The 16,677-nt window shown below is 45.3% G+C and carries 17 protein-coding genes; 3 read left to right on the top strand and 14 right to left on the bottom strand.

Annotated elements, in window-relative coordinates:
- The first annotated feature begins 22 nt into the window (after positions 1 to 22).
- A complete protein-coding gene (locus tag AMS66_RS29945; protein WP_053784256.1) occupies positions 23 to 925 on the top strand; it encodes a manganese catalase family protein in 903 nt (300 codons plus the stop codon).
- 105 nt (positions 926 to 1,030) lie between these two features.
- On the opposite strand, the gene AMS66_RS29940 is transcribed toward AMS66_RS29945, so the two are convergent.
- The 8 genes from AMS66_RS29940 to AMS66_RS29905 form a co-directional block, all read right to left on the bottom strand.
- A complete protein-coding gene (locus AMS66_RS29940) occupies positions 1,031 to 1,321 on the bottom strand; it encodes an immunity 53 family protein (RefSeq protein ID WP_053784255.1) in 291 nt (96 codons plus the stop codon).
- Positions 1,322 to 1,417: 96 nt separating this feature from the next.
- Positions 1,418 to 1,822: a DUF5071 domain-containing protein gene (locus tag AMS66_RS29935; RefSeq protein WP_053784254.1), complete on the bottom strand. Its 405-nt coding sequence runs from the start codon at positions 1,820 to 1,822 to the stop codon at positions 1,418 to 1,420.
- A 77-nt stretch (positions 1,823 to 1,899) separates the two neighbouring features.
- On the bottom strand, positions 1,900 to 2,454 hold the full coding sequence (locus tag AMS66_RS29930) for a DUF3221 domain-containing protein (RefSeq protein ID WP_053784253.1): 555 nt from the start codon (positions 2,452 to 2,454) through the stop codon (positions 1,900 to 1,902).
- Positions 2,455 to 2,547: 93 nt separating this feature from the next.
- Entirely contained in the window at positions 2,548 to 2,862 is a 315-nt protein-coding gene (locus AMS66_RS29925; RefSeq protein WP_053784252.1) for a hypothetical protein, read from the bottom strand.
- A gap of 330 nt (positions 2,863 to 3,192) precedes the next feature.
- Positions 3,193 to 4,908 carry an ABC transporter ATP-binding protein gene (locus AMS66_RS29920; protein ID WP_053784251.1) on the bottom strand — a complete coding sequence of 572 codons (1,716 nt, stop codon included), beginning with the start codon at positions 4,906 to 4,908 and terminating at the stop codon, positions 3,193 to 3,195.
- Positions 4,909 to 4,952: 44 nt separating this feature from the next.
- Positions 4,953 to 5,984 (bottom strand): FecCD family ABC transporter permease, encoded by a 1,032-nt coding sequence (locus tag AMS66_RS29915; protein ID WP_053784250.1) that lies wholly within the window; start codon positions 5,982 to 5,984, stop codon positions 4,953 to 4,955.
- Positions 5,985 to 5,986: 2 nt separating this feature from the next.
- A complete protein-coding gene (locus tag AMS66_RS29910; protein ID WP_053784249.1) occupies positions 5,987 to 7,042 on the bottom strand; it encodes a FecCD family ABC transporter permease in 1,056 nt (351 codons plus the stop codon).
- A gap of 241 nt (positions 7,043 to 7,283) precedes the next feature.
- A complete protein-coding gene (locus AMS66_RS29905) occupies positions 7,284 to 8,021 on the bottom strand; it encodes a glycerophosphodiester phosphodiesterase (RefSeq protein ID WP_053784248.1) in 738 nt (245 codons plus the stop codon).
- Between the two features lie 358 nt (positions 8,022 to 8,379).
- On the opposite strand from AMS66_RS29905, the gene AMS66_RS29895 reads away from it, so the two are divergent.
- On the top strand, positions 8,380 to 8,574 hold the full coding sequence (locus AMS66_RS29895) for a hypothetical protein (RefSeq protein WP_053784246.1): 195 nt from the start codon (positions 8,380 to 8,382) through the stop codon (positions 8,572 to 8,574).
- Between the two features lie 170 nt (positions 8,575 to 8,744).
- Here the strand turns inward: AMS66_RS29895 and AMS66_RS34235 are convergent, their stop codons facing one another.
- From AMS66_RS34235 to AMS66_RS29875, 5 genes are all read right to left on the bottom strand, one after another.
- Positions 8,745 to 8,870: a YjcZ family sporulation protein gene (locus tag AMS66_RS34235; protein WP_236703683.1), complete on the bottom strand. Its 126-nt coding sequence runs from the start codon at positions 8,868 to 8,870 to the stop codon at positions 8,745 to 8,747.
- 99 nt (positions 8,871 to 8,969) lie between these two features.
- On the bottom strand, positions 8,970 to 9,554 hold the full coding sequence (locus tag AMS66_RS29890; protein WP_053784245.1) for an LOG family protein: 585 nt from the start codon (positions 9,552 to 9,554) through the stop codon (positions 8,970 to 8,972).
- Positions 9,555 to 9,787: 233 nt separating this feature from the next.
- A complete protein-coding gene (locus AMS66_RS29885; protein ID WP_053784244.1) occupies positions 9,788 to 10,207 on the bottom strand; it encodes a hypothetical protein in 420 nt (139 codons plus the stop codon).
- A gap of 20 nt (positions 10,208 to 10,227) precedes the next feature.
- Positions 10,228 to 10,896: a uracil-DNA glycosylase gene (gene ung / locus AMS66_RS29880; protein ID WP_053784508.1), complete on the bottom strand. Its 669-nt coding sequence runs from the start codon at positions 10,894 to 10,896 to the stop codon at positions 10,228 to 10,230.
- Between the two features lie 297 nt (positions 10,897 to 11,193).
- Positions 11,194 to 12,414: a MalY/PatB family protein gene (locus AMS66_RS29875; RefSeq protein ID WP_053784243.1), complete on the bottom strand. Its 1,221-nt coding sequence runs from the start codon at positions 12,412 to 12,414 to the stop codon at positions 11,194 to 11,196.
- Between the two features lie 248 nt (positions 12,415 to 12,662).
- Between AMS66_RS29875 and AMS66_RS29870 the strand changes: the two genes are divergently transcribed.
- Complete coding sequence (locus tag AMS66_RS29870; protein WP_053784242.1) at positions 12,663 to 13,370, top strand: helix-turn-helix domain-containing protein; 708 nt, start codon at positions 12,663 to 12,665, stop codon at positions 13,368 to 13,370.
- Positions 13,371 to 13,534: 164 nt separating this feature from the next.
- Here AMS66_RS29870 and AMS66_RS29865 read toward each other — a convergent pair whose 3' ends face one another.
- Positions 13,535 to 16,456, bottom strand: coding sequence for an insulinase family protein (locus AMS66_RS29865; protein WP_053784241.1), 2,922 nt, complete (start codon positions 16,454 to 16,456; stop codon positions 13,535 to 13,537).
- Between the last annotated feature and the right edge of the window lie 221 nt (positions 16,457 to 16,677).

Raw genomic sequence — 16,677 nt, 5'->3', positions numbered from 1 at the left:
ATTTCGAGGAGGTTACATCCGAATGTTCAAACGTATGGATGAAATTGCAATTGAAATCCCCAATGTCGAGAGACCGGACCCGAATGCAGCGGCAGCGATACAAGAATTACTGGGTGGTAAATTCGGAGAGATGTCAACGTTGAACAACTACCTCTATCAATCGTTTAATTTTCGCTCCAAGGAAAAATTAAAACCCTTCTACGATCTGGTGATGAGTATCACCGCCGAAGAATTGGGTCATGTGGAGCTTGTGTCTCATGGCATTAACAAATGCCTCAGAGGTTCCACCGATTACAAAGAGCCTGACAATACACCGCTTGGTTCCGTGAAGGATGTGCGTCTGTCCTATCATTTCCTGGCTGGAGCACAGGGAGCTATGCCTTTCGACTCCATGGGCAACCCCTGGACAGGAGCGAACGTCTTTAATAGCGGGAATCTGGTCGAAGATCTGCTGCACAACTTTTTCCTCGAATGCGGAGCACGTACTCACAAGATGAAAGTTTACGAAATGACTGATCACCCTGCAGCCCGGGCTGTTGTCGGTTACTTGCTGGTACGCGGCGGTGTTCATGTGGTTGCTTATGCCAAAGCGCTTGAGATTGCAACTGGAGTGAATGTAACCAAATTAGTGCCGATTCCATCCCTTAGCAACAAATCCTTTAACGAGGCGTGGAAATACGAAGAAAAAGGGCTACACACAAAGCTATATACCTATAGTGATAAAGACTTTACTGCGATCAGTCAGATCTGGAAAGGGACACACCCCGAAGATGGACAACCACTGGAAGTCATTCAAGGTGTACCTGAAGGGTACCCGATTCCGGAAGCTCCTGCGGTCGAGGAAGAATTCGCACCAGGCATTTCGCAGGAAGACTTCCAGGAAATTGCACGTCGTCTGAAGATGGCGGGAAATATTGCGGATTAAACTTTTACATTGCATAAATAACCCAGCAAGATCCCAAGTCGAATCCATTAATTGGTTGCCTTGGGATCTTCTATTTTAGTTCATATTTTCTCGACATTAATCCCCTCACTCTTCAGTGGCCCAATGTCTAAAACAAATCAGTATTTCCTCTAAATTCCCCGCTCCACCTGCACCATGAAATACTCCATCTCTTACTTTACAGTAATACCAATCCTGTTCATCTCTCTCGATTTCTTTTAAATCAAGGCACTTATGTTCTAACTTAGTTTCAACTAAGTTAATTTCAACATACCAACCCGGATTATCAACCGTTTCGATTTTCACACCATAACTATGCTCCCAATCTCCGTTACAGTTTTGTTTATACCAATCCTGAAGCCATTTTAGCGTCTCCAATGTAACTACCTCTTTTTATTGAAATATTTGTTTTGTTAAGAAAGCATCCTGTCCAAAATAATTATGGAATTTTATGTATCCTTAACATGATCACCATCACAATTTTAATTGATAGGATTTTATTTTATCCATAAGCTCTATTATAATTTCATCCAACTCTTCAAGCACCTCACATGGCGTAGGAAACTTCAGTATCCTTTCGAAATCAGTCTGCAACAAAACTAAATACGTTATAGGCAGTCTACTGATCAAGCCAACCAGCATAAAATATTCCCATGTTGAATCTTTTGTTTCAAAAACATTATGGATATGCGGTATAAGTTCTTCACCGAATCTTAATAGTAAGTCCTCGACTGGTTTAGAAATGGGCCAATTTCCATCTTGTAACCACTCCATTAGTTCGGGAATGATCTCCTTTAATTCTGCATCACTAAATTCACTTAACTTACGTACGGCCTTAACATCATACTTGTCTCGTGGAAGCCATTCCCTAATATCCATACATATTTCCTCTCTTCTACTTCTATCTCCAGAATCCCTTCATGCTTACTCCAGCTCCCCCACTGGCTCTACATCATCTACGTCACGTCAATCTCATTCTCCGTATCCGTCGTTGACATCGCATCTCGTATCCGAATGGTCCATATTTTTGAATTCTCATCGAAATTGACATCTTCGATCACGGGAATACGAACTTTCTTTCCATCTGATGAATACAATCCACCCCGAATCGCGTCTGTCTCACTCATCTGAGCACCTTCTGGAGTGGCAGGACAAGATACATCAATCTTTTCCGCTCTGGCTTGTCCAGGGTATGGCTCGTTTTCCGGGCCTCCATCCGTCCAGACTTCAACATAGGAGCCGATCTGCGGATCAGGCGCATTGGAGAACCATTTTGCTGGATAATACCGATCTGCTCCCCCATTGGCACTAAAATCTTCATATACAGGATCAACAACAAGAATGGAATCTTCTTTGCGGTCAACCACATAACCTGTGAAGCCTTCTTCTCTATGTGCAACCGCTTGAACATACGTCTCACATTCGTCTTGCCCAGTACACCCTGTAAGACATGTTATCAAGACCGAGAACGATATGAGCACTATACGAAGATTGAACATGTGTAATTCCACTCTATTCACTTCCTCTTTCTAACTCTAACATTTAATATATGGTAATTTTTTGTAAGTAGATGTCATTTAACACAACCGCACTGGCTACATATATCACTCTGATCTATCCCTCTTGTACCAGTACCTTCCCCATATAATCAATGCCACACATAACAAAAGTGCACAAAATCCCCAGGTAAAAAACAAAGCCAGTCCCAACCCGATGTTGGCCCCAATATAGCCCTCGCGTAACTCAGTATATAACGCAAAACCCAAAGGCACGCTGCCTACAACAAAAAATCCGATCAACCATCCACCCCAACGTTTGAAAATAGATTCCCCTCCAACTTTGGAATTCTTCTGCATGCCTTGAGCCAGGATTATCAGTAATAAAATCAATATCAGCCAGGTAATGAAAATGTACAACATTATTGTTGTCTCCTCCCTTTATGCAGGAATCATAATGGTCAACACAGCACGCAAATTTGGTACCCTTTAATGAATATTACCCAATTGGTGCGCTGCTATCTTCCTGTGTCAGGAAATTAGAACCATCCAGTGTGACCTCTAAAGGAAGATCGGGTAATTTAATCAACTTAAACCTAACTAAACCAAATCAGAACAAAGTGACACTAAAATTTAACATATAGCTGGATTAAAATGCAAAATAACCCCTCCGGTTCTTACTCATATAGAGTAATAAACGAAGGCGTTATTTTTTCATTATTGATTAGCTAGTATAAACACACCATGTTAGGTTCAGGCACCAAACTGTGCATAATGCAGGCGGCTGTATACTCCACCCGCTGCAAGCAATTCCTCGTGACGCCCCTGCTCCGTAATTCCCTGCTCGGCAACGACAATAATGCGATCCGCATTTTTGATGGTAGCCAATCTGTGGGCAATGACCAGGGTGGTCCGTCCTTCAGACAATTCAGCCAGCGATTGCTGGATTGCAGCTTCGGTCTCGGTGTCGAGTGCAGATGTCGCTTCGTCCAGAATGAGAATCGGTGGATTCTTCAGGAACATACGCGCAATCGACAAACGTTGTTTCTGTCCGCCGGACAGCTTCACACCGCGTTCACCAATCAACGTGTCCAATCCTTCCGGCATGGAATTAATGAGTGTTTCCATCTGCGCACGGCGAGCCGCCATCCAGATGTCCTCTTCTGTTGCATCCAGCTTGCCATATGCAATATTCTCACGAATGGTTCCATCGAACAGGAACACATCCTGCTGAACAATTCCGATCTGGCTGCGCAATGAATCCAGCGTCATGTCCTGAATCTCCTGACCATCGATCGTGATGCGACCTTCCAGCACATCATAGAAACGAGGCAGCAGACTGCACAACGTTGTTTTCCCTGCACCCGATGGTCCAACCAGAGCCACCGTTTCACCAGCCTGGATATTCAGGTCGATTCCTTTGAGAACAGGCTCCTGATCCGAATAACTAAACGTCACTTGCTCATAACGGATATCTCCACGCAAGTGGGATACCTTAACGGCACCCGGACGATCTTCAACATCCGGTTCCATATCGAGCAATTCCGTATAACGTTTGAAACCCGCAATTCCTTTGGGATACGTCTCAATCACGGAGTTGATCTTCTGGATTGGTGTCAGGAACACATTGGATAACATAATAAATGCGATAAATTGACCATAGCTCATACTGCCTTGAATGACAAACCATGTTCCACATACGAGTACAAAAAGGGAGACCAACTTCATCAGCATATAACTGACGGAAGAGTTCCAGGCCATGATTTTGTACGCGATCAGCTTCGTTTGACGGAAACGACTGTTGTTTACAGCGAATTGAGCTTTTTCATGTTCTTCATTGGCAAAAGCCTGAACAACGCGAATACCACTTACATTGTTTTCTACACGTGCATTGAAGTCCGCAATATCCCCGAACATTCGGCTAAATGCCTTAGACATCTTGCTGCCAAAATACAGCGATAGATAAATAATGAGCGGCACGATGATAAATGTTAACACGGCCAGATTTCCGTTAATGCTCATCATGATGCTGAATGCACCGATCAAGGTCATCACCGCAATAAAGGCATCCTCCGGACCATGGTGGGCAATCTCCCCAATATCCATCAAATCATTGGTCATTCGGGAGACCAGGTGCCCGGTTTTCGTATTGTCAAAAAAACGGAACGATAGCTTCTGTACATGATTGAAGAGCGCCTTACGCATATCGGTCTCGATGTTAATCCCAAGCTTGTGTCCCCAATATGTAACAATAAAGTTGAGGAACGAGCTTAACAGATAGATCGCGAGCAGTGCAAGACATGCCCATAATATCCAGTCCCAGCGTCCCCCTGGCAAAAGGTCATCCACGACTCTATTAACTGCCAGCGGGAAGGCCAGTTCCAGCAGAGCTACGAAAATCGCGCAGCTAAAGTCCAGAATGAACAGCTTTTTGTACGGCCTGTAATAGGCAAAGAAACGGCGAAGCATGGACTAAAGCCCTCCTTTTAACAATCATAAAACATGATTGCTTTCTATTTCGTTTTGCTCAAGAGATACAGGAAGTACGGGGCACCAATGATAGCGACCAGAATACCTGCCGGAATTTCTGAAGGCTGTAAAATGACACGTCCGAGCGTATCTGCAACAAGCACAAGCAATGAACCGACCAGTGCGGATGCAGGCAAAAGGAACTGATGTTTCGGCCCCACAAGACGACGTGCCAGATGTGGGCCGATCAGACCCACAAAACCAATTCCGCCACTGACGGATACGCATGATCCGGCCAGTCCCACGGCAGCAGCTAACAGAATCAGCCTTTCACGCTCAACCGGAGCGCCGAGACCGCTCGCTGTTTGATCACCAAGGTTCAGTACGTTGAGCACACGAGCCTTATACAGAACAAGCGGCACAAGAATAATGAGAAACGGCAGCAGCGCCGTTACGAATTTCCAATTCGAACCCCAGATGCTTCCTGCCATCCAGGTCGCCACAAATTGATACTTCTCCGGGCTAAGCCGAAGGGTAAGCACGATCATAGCCGAGCTGATTCCTGCCGCTACACCAATCCCTGTAAGCAGCATGGGAGTAGGCATGAGACCTTCTCCCTTTTTGTAAGAGAGCACATAAATCAGAAAGGCAGAAAATGTTGCCCCGATCAGGGCCAGTATAGGCAGTAAAAATACGGGAGCCGCCGTCGTTGTCGGGAAAAAGGAAACAAACAACATGACAACCAATCCGGCTCCAGCGTTGATGCCGAGAATACCTGGATCAGCCAGAGGATTTCGGGATACCCCTTGCAAAATACAGCCGGACAGCGCAAGTCCCGCACCGACCATTACCGAAATGACGATACGTGGCAAACGGAACTCAAACAGGATTAGTTCCTGCTTAGCCGTCCCACCCCCAAACAGGGTACGCATGACCTCAAGTGGAGAAAGCCGAGTGAATCCTGTATTCATACTGATAATAAAAGCCGTAATAATCAATGCACCAAGCACAATCATGACAATGGTGCTTTTTGTTCTCTTTTTGCGTTCTGCTCCAAGCAGAGTTGAGGATTCCATCGTTACAGAGCCCTCCTTTCTTTACGCGCCAGATAGAGGAAGAAAGGTACCCCAATCAGGGCAACCAGTGCGCCAATTGGCGTCTCGTATGGCGGGTTAATCATACGTGCAGCCAGATCCGCGAATACGAGCAGAAGACTGCCCATCACTGCGGAACATGGAATAATCCAGCGATAATCGACCCCAACCAATTTACGAGTCAGATGGGGAATGATGAGTCCTACAAAACCAACCGCACCAACCACGGATACGGCTGTACCTGCAAGGATCAGTACAACAATCAGACCAACCAGCTTGATCAGGCCAGTACGTTGACCCAATCCAACGGCGATGTCTTCTCCCAAGCTAAGGAGCGTAATGGAACGAGAGATAATAATCCCTGCAATAAGCGCAGCCAAAACCCATGGGAACATGACTTCTAACTGGGACCACTTCGTCCCGGCTACACCGCCAGCTGTCCAGAATGCGAGGTCTTGTCCAATTTTGAAATATAGTGCAATCCCTTCACTCAGCGCTGACAACATGGCAGACACTGCCGCTCCCGCAAGAACGAGCCGGAGAGGTGTAAGTCCGGACTTGGACGCTGCACCAAAACCATAGACCAACAATACCCCAAGTCCTGCCCCGACGAAGGAGTACAGAATGATATACATATATGGCATGCCCGGGAAAAAGGCAAAGCAGACAGCAAGCGCAAATCCTGCGCCAGCATTCAGTCCGAGCAACCCGGAATCTGCCAGCGGGTTACGGGTCATCCCCTGCATGATGGCACCAGCTACAGCGAAGCAGGCACCGACCATCGCTCCGCCCAGAATACGCGGTAACCGAATCTCCCATATGATTTGGTGCGGAGTCAGATCAGGATTGAAGTGGAAAATCGCCTGCCATACAACGCCCAGCTTGATATCTGCGGCACCAAACGAAATGGACAACGCCATACCCAGCGCGAGCAGCAGAATCCCCCCGGTCAGGATCAATGTGGCAGCCCAGGGACGAGTGTGTATTTTGGCTGTCGGTGATTCCGTAGGTTGACTTGCCGATGAAACTTTCGAACTCATATGTCTCCACCCTTGTTATGAGTGGCGTAGACAGATCCTATGTACATAACAATCACCTCTCTATTAATACAAAACTGATAATGATATTGATTCTCATTCCCATAGATCATTGTATGTCAACTAACTGTCTCTGGCAATGGACAAATGGGACAAGTTTATTGCATAAATGAATTTTCGTACGTAAAAAGGGCTGCACAGAGTATAAAACTCCCATGCAGCACCTTGGTTTTAAATATATGAATTAATGACTATGTACAGCAGTCAATGCTGCCAGTACATCAGGAACATCCGTAATGATTCCCTTCACACCCATGTCGATCAGTTCTTGCATTTTGGCAAGATCATTTATCGTGAACGGATGTGTTGCAATTCCCTGAGCCAGCGCAGCAGCAACTTCTTCACGTGTTACAGCCTGCTTGTAGGGATGCAGAGCGGAGGCTTCCAATCTGGCAGCATAATCATATGGGCGGTACAGCTTTTCCATATATAGAAGTGCTGTTCGAATCTCGGGGGCAAGACGTTTGCATCTCACTAATGAGGCATGATTGAAGCTGGATAGAATCACCTGTTGCTCCATATCCCAATCCCGAATCGCTTGTATGATCTTTTCTTCCATTCCCTTATAACTAATAATACCATTCTTCAATTCCAGGTTAAGTAGGATGTCTTTCCCCCGAACCAGATCGAATAGTTCATCCAGAGATGGAATGCGTTCTCCAGCAAAATCGGCATGGAACCAAGCGCCTGCGTCAAGATTACGCAATTCTTCAAACGATTTATCCTTGACCCAACCTTCTGCTCCGGCAGTGCGGCTTAAGGTCTCATCATGTATTAGCACCAGTCTTCCATCACTGGATAGCTGGACGTCCGTTTCAATGCCTGTCGCTCCAAGCTCCAAGCTGCGTTCAAAAGCAACCATCGTATTCTCGGGACATACGGCAGATGCTCCCCTATGGGCGATATTTTCAATTCTTTTCATTCCAGCGCCTCCTGAGTTCAACATTAACTCTATGATTCTCACTATAAACGCAGTTTGTCATATCTGTATTAACAGAGCGTTTAATTGTATGCTACGTCCGTGTATAGGACAACATCTTGGAGGGCTGGGGATTCACTCATTTTGTGAACTCAATCTGTGAAGCAGACATAATATAGTATCAGTCATAGACAACTGCACTCCGCTGTAAGGAGGTCGCCCATTGAAACCCCTAACGAAGAAGAGATCGGTATCTCCCAAATCTTCCTCCAAAAAAGCTCCCTTACCTAGAATTTCTGCAAAAAGCAGATCCGGCAAACCCGGCTGTAAAACACGAACTCCCCCTGGACCACGCCAACACATGAAAAAGGCCTCCGTTCGAGGGCTGGCTGTTCCTGACAAAACGAGCAATCAATCATCTGTTCTTGATGAACAAAGTCAACTGGATAAGTTGGCTCTTATCTCTGCCATCCTTCTCCTTATTTCCGCCGTCATTGGAGTATACATTGCCTTGAAAACACTCAGTTTGCCTGGTGGTCCGGAGGTAATCATCTAACGCTACGTCCCACTCTCTGTCTCTTGTCCATCGAGGCAGAGTTCTTTTTTTAGACAGAAAAAAACCGTTCCCCTGAAACGCCGGCAGCACCGGCGTCTCTTTGGAAAGGCCATTTCTTCATCGGGCGTCGCCCCAGTGACTAAGTCACCGTCCCGGAATGGCTGATCGATTTACAGAACGAATGTACGAGAGATGATAACGAGCAGGATGAATAACACCAGAATTGCGCCTGTTGATGTCCATGCTCCACCGCCAAAGCCTCCGTAACCGTATCCTGTGCCTTTGATTTCGCTCATGAGTGACACTCCCCTCTTTTTAAGAAAGTACACTATAGACTATGTTTGGGGAGGGAGCTTGCTTGGGCACATCGGAAAGTTTTCCGCTGGAGCGGGTAGTTATTTATCGTGAAGCTGTGACCACTTCTGGGTTAACTGTGCCGGAATATAGGAAGACATCCGGTTCAACAGTTCAGCTGGCTCAGATTCCAGACTCCATAGACTGAGATGTGAGGTATTGGAAAATCCTTCATGAACGCTGTGCTCAACCATTTTCATCAGTGGCTCATAATATCCATTTACATTTAACAAACCAACGGGTTTACGATGAATGCCGATTTGTGCCCAGCAAAGAACTTCGAATAATTCTTCAAATGTTCCCATACCACCAGGGAGCGCCACAAATCCGTCGGACAGCTCAGCCATCGTCGCCTTGCGCTCATGCATTGTTCCCACTTCAATCAGCTGTGTAAGGCCTCCATGTACGACCTCTCCCCGGAACAGGCCAGTTGGCATGACGCCAATCACTTCTCCACCCTGTTCCAGAGCTGCATCAGCGACCGCACCCATTAATCCCATACAAGAACCGCCATAGACGAGTGAATACCCGCTATCCGCGATCTGTTTACCCAATTTAATAGCCTGCTGTGTGTAATCGGGGTGATTTCCCGGGTTGGAGCCTGCAAAAACACATATACGTTTCAATGGGTTTCACTCCTTCTCGTTAACTATTTCATTAGTGTATAACATGAATGTAAATACTATGTTACACCACTCATCATACATAAAAGAATAAAAAAATACCCGACCGTTTGCAGCCGGCCGGGCTCCCATAATTAGTACACATCATTTAGAAGGGGTTGTTACTGTTTACTATAAAGGCTGAATATTAAATCCATATGATCTTTGCATGAAATGAATATTAAATATCAGTGGAATTATCGTATCCCACGCCGTGAGCGCACCACAAACATATGCTTGTCCTTGCGAAGAATCCGGCCGTCTGCAAGCTCAACCTGATCATCATCATCACGTATAATCGTTGTGGATAATGCTACAATTTTGGCCCGACGCCAAATCATAACCTGTGATTTGAAATAGATGGCATTTTCAAATTGTACGGCCTTTTTCATCACATATCCAACCTTATGCACCTCGGAACGCGCTTTTTTCAAGGGAAGGCTCTCTTCAGGCAGAGGCCGGATCATTGCGATATTGTCGAACGATACCTTGATCCGCTTGGGTCCGATTCGTACACAATCCGCTTCTTCATCCCACTCGACCAGCGTTCCTTTCAGTGGCTCTCGTATGCCGGTTGCACGATATACGGCTACTTTCCGTCCTACCCAATGTCGCAATGCCTTCGCCCCCCGTTTGTCTAGTTTTCCGGTATCGTCCAATCAATCGGTTCAATACCTTTGGAGGTCAAAAATTCATTGGCTTTGGAAAAAGGACGACTGCCCAGGAAGCCACGATGTGCTGCAAGCGGACTTGGATGCGTAGACTCCAACACCAGGTGTTTATCCCGGTTAATGAATGCCCCTTTCTTCTGGGCATGACTGCCCCAAAGCATAAATACCATCGGTTCTGAACGTTCATTCAATGCCCGGATGACAGCGTCTGTAAACGTCTGCCAACCCAGTCCCTGATGGGAGTTCGGCTGCCCTTCCCGTACCGTCAGAACGGCATTAAGCAACAGCACACCCTGCTCTGCCCAATGAACCAGCGATCCGTGCTTAGGGATCGGCAGTCCCAGATCCGCGTGGAGCTCCTTATATATATTTTTCAAAGAAGGAGGAATACGTACCCCCGGTCTGACCGAAAAACTTAACCCTTGAGCCTGACCCGCTCCGTGATAAGGGTCCTGACCGATAATAACGGCCTTAACCTTATGATACGGGGTCAGTTTTAGAGCCGAGAACAAATCTTCCTTGGGTGGAAAGATGGTCTGTGTTTTATACTCGGCGGCGAGTGCATAACGAATGTTGTTGAAATACTCGGCTTCAGTCTCTTCCTGAAGCACAGTGTCCCAATCATTTCCAAACATATGTAAAGGCTCCTTTCCTTCATAAATACATATCCGTGCAGTCCACATCACGAACTGCCACCTGCGAGAGCCGTGTCCTACGACTCATAGACTATCCACCATTTTAACATAACCGGGGACGGCAGACCAGAAGTGTACATCAGGGGATAGGGTTGCCTGTATAACTATCATTGCTCCAGTCTAACCATGGAATGGCTATCGCTGTGAATTTATTCAAACTTCATTAGTGCATCTACACGCTTCGAATCTATACTTCAGAGTTCAAGTAACCCTGAACCTTTTCTACAGATACTAAGATCAGACTTGAACGGGTTCGCCCTCATTTTTATGGACCAATACGGTGCTTATTCTTCTGAGCCCCTCTTCAATAACTGAACGCGGGCAAGCCAAGTTTAGACGGATACACCCACCTCCATTAGCTACAAACATATGACCATCTTCGAGTAATACCCCCGCTTGTTCAGCGAAAAATAAAGGCAGGTTTACATTTTGGGGGACGTATGCCGCAATATCAATCCATGCCAGATACGTAGCTTCCGGAATATGAAAGACCGCCTGTGGCAGATAACGTTTCACATATTGATCCACAAAGGCAAAATTGTCGTCGAGATACGTTTTCAACTGTTTCAGCCATTCGTCGCCATGTTCATAAGCAGCTTGAGTCGCAGCAATGCTAAGCGGATTCTTGAATCCATAATGCCGGGTTTGCCAGATCGTTCGGAGACCTTCATTTGCAATAATCACGTTGGAAAACATCAGACCCGCCATGTTGAATGTTTTGCTTGGCGACATACAGGTAACGATTCGATCCGTATCCGGGAACAGCTTGGAAAGAGGTGTATGCTTCCTTCCTGTACGCAGCAAATCACAGTGGATTTCATCCGAGATCACCCACACATTATGATTGAGACAAATCTCGCCCACACGTTGTAACTCTTCTGTTGTCCATACCCGTCCGGACGGATTATGCGGATTGCAGAAAATACACAACGTGACTTGTTCATCGCTGGCTTTGGCTTCAAAATCTGCAAAGTCTATCGAATAATGTCCCTGCTCGTTGATCAAATCTGAGCAAACCAGTTCTAGATGATTGTGCTCCGCAGCCGATTTGAAAAAACCATAGGAGGGCGTCACAATAAGCACCTTCTCATTCGGTTTGCAAATATATTCAACTAATTCATATAGAGCAGGAATGATCCCATGCGATGTTTCCAGATGCTCCTTGGGAAAAGACCAGTCATAGTATCTGTTCATCCAGTTGGAGACAGCTTCGTAGTATGCAGGATCGAACACCTGGGAGTACCCCATAATTTTTCGGTCCAGGCGCTCCTTGACTGCTTCCCGTATTTCGGGAGGTGTGGCGAACTCCATATCTGCAATCCACATGCGAATAAATTCTTCATCCTTGAAGGGAAATTTCATATCTTCTGTTGCGTTAAAAATATATTGACGGAAACCATCCGTATTCATAGCATTGGTTCCTGTGCGATCGATTATCTCATCAAAATCATACTTCATAGCCTTCTGCGCCTCTTTCTCTCTGTATTCCATCCTTGGATGAGTTTCTGTTAGATGTATTATTTCATGGCACGGAAGCTACATCAAATGCAATACAATCTATTCAAAAGAAACAAATTCATCTTATTGTTTCGTCATAATAGGTTTTTTCATGAAAAAAGTGTTATATTCTTCGTAGAGATTGATTTTACTAATGGGTTTCACCTTTTCTCATATTCTTAAGAAACTTAGCAGAAGGAGATCCGGATATGAACACCATCAACAAAGAAGTGGGCAAGAAAATCCGTAATTTTCGCAAATGGAAAGGATTGACGGTCCAGCAGCTGGCGGATCAGATACACAAAAGCAAAGCGACTCTGTCCAAATATGAGAGCGGAGATATTACGCTTGATGTGGTCACATTGCATCAAATTGCTGATTCATTGAACATTCAAGTGGAGCAACTGCTGTATATCGAGCCCAAACAAGCATCTCCCCTCATGAATACAGTACCGTCCAGCTTTTTCAAAAATTCCACCAGATTTTATTCGTATTTTTATGATGGGCGCAACAACAGCCTTATCCGTTGTGTCATTGACATGATGGCACAGTCAGATGCCAATTGTTATCGAACCGTAATGTATATGAATGTGAAGAACTTTGAGAATTATCAGGAATGCGAAAATATGTATTGGGGTCACACCGAGCATTACGACACACTTACCACGCTAATTCTGAAAAATCAGGCCACACCGCTGGAAAAGCTGTACATTAACATTCTGGCTTCTTTTCAGGAATCTGAGAAAAAGTGGGGGTTGATGGCAGGTGTCTCCTTCCGTCCCTTTATGCCCATCGCCTTGAAAATGCTATTCTCCAGAATACCCTTGCCAGAAAATCAGGAGTTATATAATGAGCTAAAAATTTCTAAGGAAGACCTGCGCACGTTAAAGATCTATAATATGCTCGCGGTCACCTAAACCTTCAATATAAGCTTGAGCAGATTTGATTTGAGAAGAACCCCATGTAACAAGAAAAGGGCAGCAATTATAAGCTATTACAGCTCATAAAAGCGCCCTTTAAAATCAGTTGTTTGTGCATCCATGCTAAGCCTTCAGCCTTGTTGCAACCTTCAATTCAAGCATTAGTTCTTGATCAAATCAAGGGTTTCGTCAAATAATTGCTTTTGGTCCTCAATCTTGTTTTCATTACCGATAACACAGCGTTGCTGCTGTTCCAATATGGAGGATACCAGTTCAGCAAAACTAATAATATCACTTTCCGTTGTGCTCAGCACTTCATCCCGTTCTTTCTGAAGATCGGCTTCAGTGACATTAGACAGATAACATTCCAGCGAGAATGATCCTTCGCCATAAGGTGTTCTTGGTGTATCGAGGTCCTGGATGGCACCAATGATATATCTTGTCATTTCCCGTGTATCTGCTTTGAAACCCTTCAAGTATTGCGGCATCTCTTCATAAACTTTGTATGTTTTCTCGAGATTCGGGTCGCGGTACGATGCTACATAGCTGTCCCCATTACGTCTGAAGCCTGACATGCAGCCGTATGCTCCGCCTTTGGCCCTGATATTGTTCCACAAGTAATCCAGGGATAGAATCCCCTGCAAGACACGAAGCGAGCCGGTGTATGCATACCCTTTATCAATAAAATTACCTGTTTGAACGACATATTGGACTTCAGATGGTGATCTGAATCCTTCTTTGTGCTGTACAGGTGTAAATGCTACTTTTTCCTTCGCAACGTCTTGTGTGAACAGCTTTCCTTTCAAATTGGACACCTGTTGCTCCAAGCCCGCATATCCCTGCTCATCCGCAGTGTAACTCACAAGCAAGTTTTCAGGTCTGAAAATAAAGTTAGTCAACGATTGAAGGCTGGTCGACAGCTCTTCTTTTCTTGCCTCAAAGTTCGCCTGAAGATCCTCAAGCCACTGGTAAAAGGCGATGCCGCTAACCGCTTCCCTGAAGTCTGCAACAGCCGAGTGTTTAGAGGTAGATCGGCCAATTCCCGCTGAATGCCCTCCGCTGATCAGATTGCGCTGCAGGTTGCCCTTCAACTGGGCAATAATTTCGTATAAACGCTTCGAATCATCGAATTTGGATGTAAACACAATTTCTTTGATCATGTCAAAAGCAAATCCAAGCTTGTCATATAGCACTTTGGCGTTAAATTCATAGGTAGCCTTGAAATCATGAGGCTCATGCGCGTTGGCATACGTACCAATTCCACTATGAATGCCCCCGGAATGAATATGAATTTCATTCGACAATTCATTAAATGAGAAGTTTTGAGTATCGACGTAACCCAGTACACTTTTCAACAATCCAACATACGGTAGCAAACGCCGTGGGACTTCCTTAATATCAAACAACAGTCTCAGATAACCGATCCCATTGGTATAGATGTTGTGATGCAGAACAGTTGTACCTTCGACCTGATTTACCGTCTGATACAGGGTGGAAGCTTTCGGCTCAATATCCTCTATCGACAACGTCGGAATCACCTGTTGTTGTTCCTTGGTTGAAGGTGCATTCTGGTACTCGGCGAGGGCCTCGGTTCTCTGAATGAGTTGCTGAATCTCTTCCTGACTCAGTCCCGCTTGAACCGATTTCAGATGTGCTTTCAGCGCTTCCTCTTTACGGGCGTTCAACCCTTTATCCGGTGTGACAGCAACAAAAGAAGTATGAGTATTTTGCAGTAAATACGTCTCAATCAACTTCTCGAAATAACCCTCAGTCATCTTCGTTCTCAGCTCGGCGAATACGTCATTTGCTTCCAAATGAGTAAATGGAGCTTCGACATCATACAGCCAGCTTTGCAATGAGGAGAAGCCGTAGATTAATCCTTTGGGCATTCTTCCATAATCCGCTTCCCGGTGATTAAACTCATAGGAATTAATGCCTGCGAGTAGCGCTTTTGGATCAAAGCCTTCCTTCACAACACGTTCAAGCACCTCTTTTACAGTCCCCAGAAAATCTTCTTTGCTCGCCAGATTGCTCTTCTTCAATCCAACGGTGAACACAGGCTGATACAGGCTGTCATCATACGTGCCATACACGTCCTTCGCAATTCCCTTATCCAGCAGGGCCTGCTTCAGAACCGCTCCCGGAGCGTTAAGCAGTGCGTACAGCAAAATTTGAAAAGAGATGTTTAATTCCTTGTCCAGACTTGTTCCAATGACCGCATTATAGGTCAAGAAGCTGTTATCCACTTCCGATTCGGTACTTCCGGCAGAATATGTCTTGACGGCGTCCACTCTTTCTCCGAATGCAGGCTGGAGTTGAATGGCAGAATCAATCTCGATTCGATCATATTCGCTCAGATAGTTCTCATCTAGCCACTGCAACTTCTCTTCCATATCCATATCCCCATACAAATAAATGAAGCTGTTGGAAGGATGATAGTATCTGGAGTGGAAATCCAGCAACCCTTGATAGGTCAGATCGGGAATGGCATCGGGAAATCCGCCTGATTCACAGGAATACGTGGTATCCGGGAAAAGTGAATTCAGAACTTCTCTGCGCACAATCCGTTCCGGTGAAGAAAATGCACCCTTCATCTCGTTATATACAACGCCGTTATAGGTTAACTCATCTTCAGCGGAGGTGAGGTTGTAATTCCAACCCTCCTGCAGAAATATTTTTTCATTATTATAAATATTCGTGTGAAGTACCGCATCCAGATAAATATCCATCAGGTTATGGAAATCATGATCATTCCGGCTCGCAATCGGATAAATCGTTTTATCGGGATATGTCATCGCATTCAAAAATGTATTAAGTGAACCCTTTAGCAATTCAACAAAGGAATCCTTCGCCGGAAATTTCTTGGAACCACAAAGCACGGAATGTTCCAGAATGTGAGCTACACCTGTATTGTCTTCCGGAGGAGTACGGAAACCGATACTGAACACTTTATTATCATCCTGATTAGATAAGAGTACAATTTTGGCTCCGGATTTCTGATGTTCCAGGAGATACGCATCTGACTTCAACTCTTCGATTCTGCGTTCCTGAAGCACCTTATAGGGCTTAAGCTGTTTCAACATGGGTCGAGTCCTCCGTCCATAAAATTGTTTAGTTTGGTATGCAACCTTGAGTTCTTCAAGTTCAAAGATAAAGGTAATTTATGCCTACGGATAGTATACACCATCGATCCTGGTAATTCATAATGGGCAGCCCCACAGGCGTCATCTGATATGTATTATCGTTGTTTAATGTTTATGAACCTGAATGGCACGGCAGAGAATCACAAAATTTTCAACGAAAT

Origin of the sequence: Paenibacillus xylanivorans, assembly GCF_001280595.1 — a bacterium.
Classification (GTDB): domain Bacteria; phylum Bacillota; class Bacilli; order Paenibacillales; family Paenibacillaceae; genus Paenibacillus; species Paenibacillus xylanivorans.
Note: the sequence above shows the minus strand (reverse complement) of the source record. Positions and strands in the feature narration are given on the sequence as shown.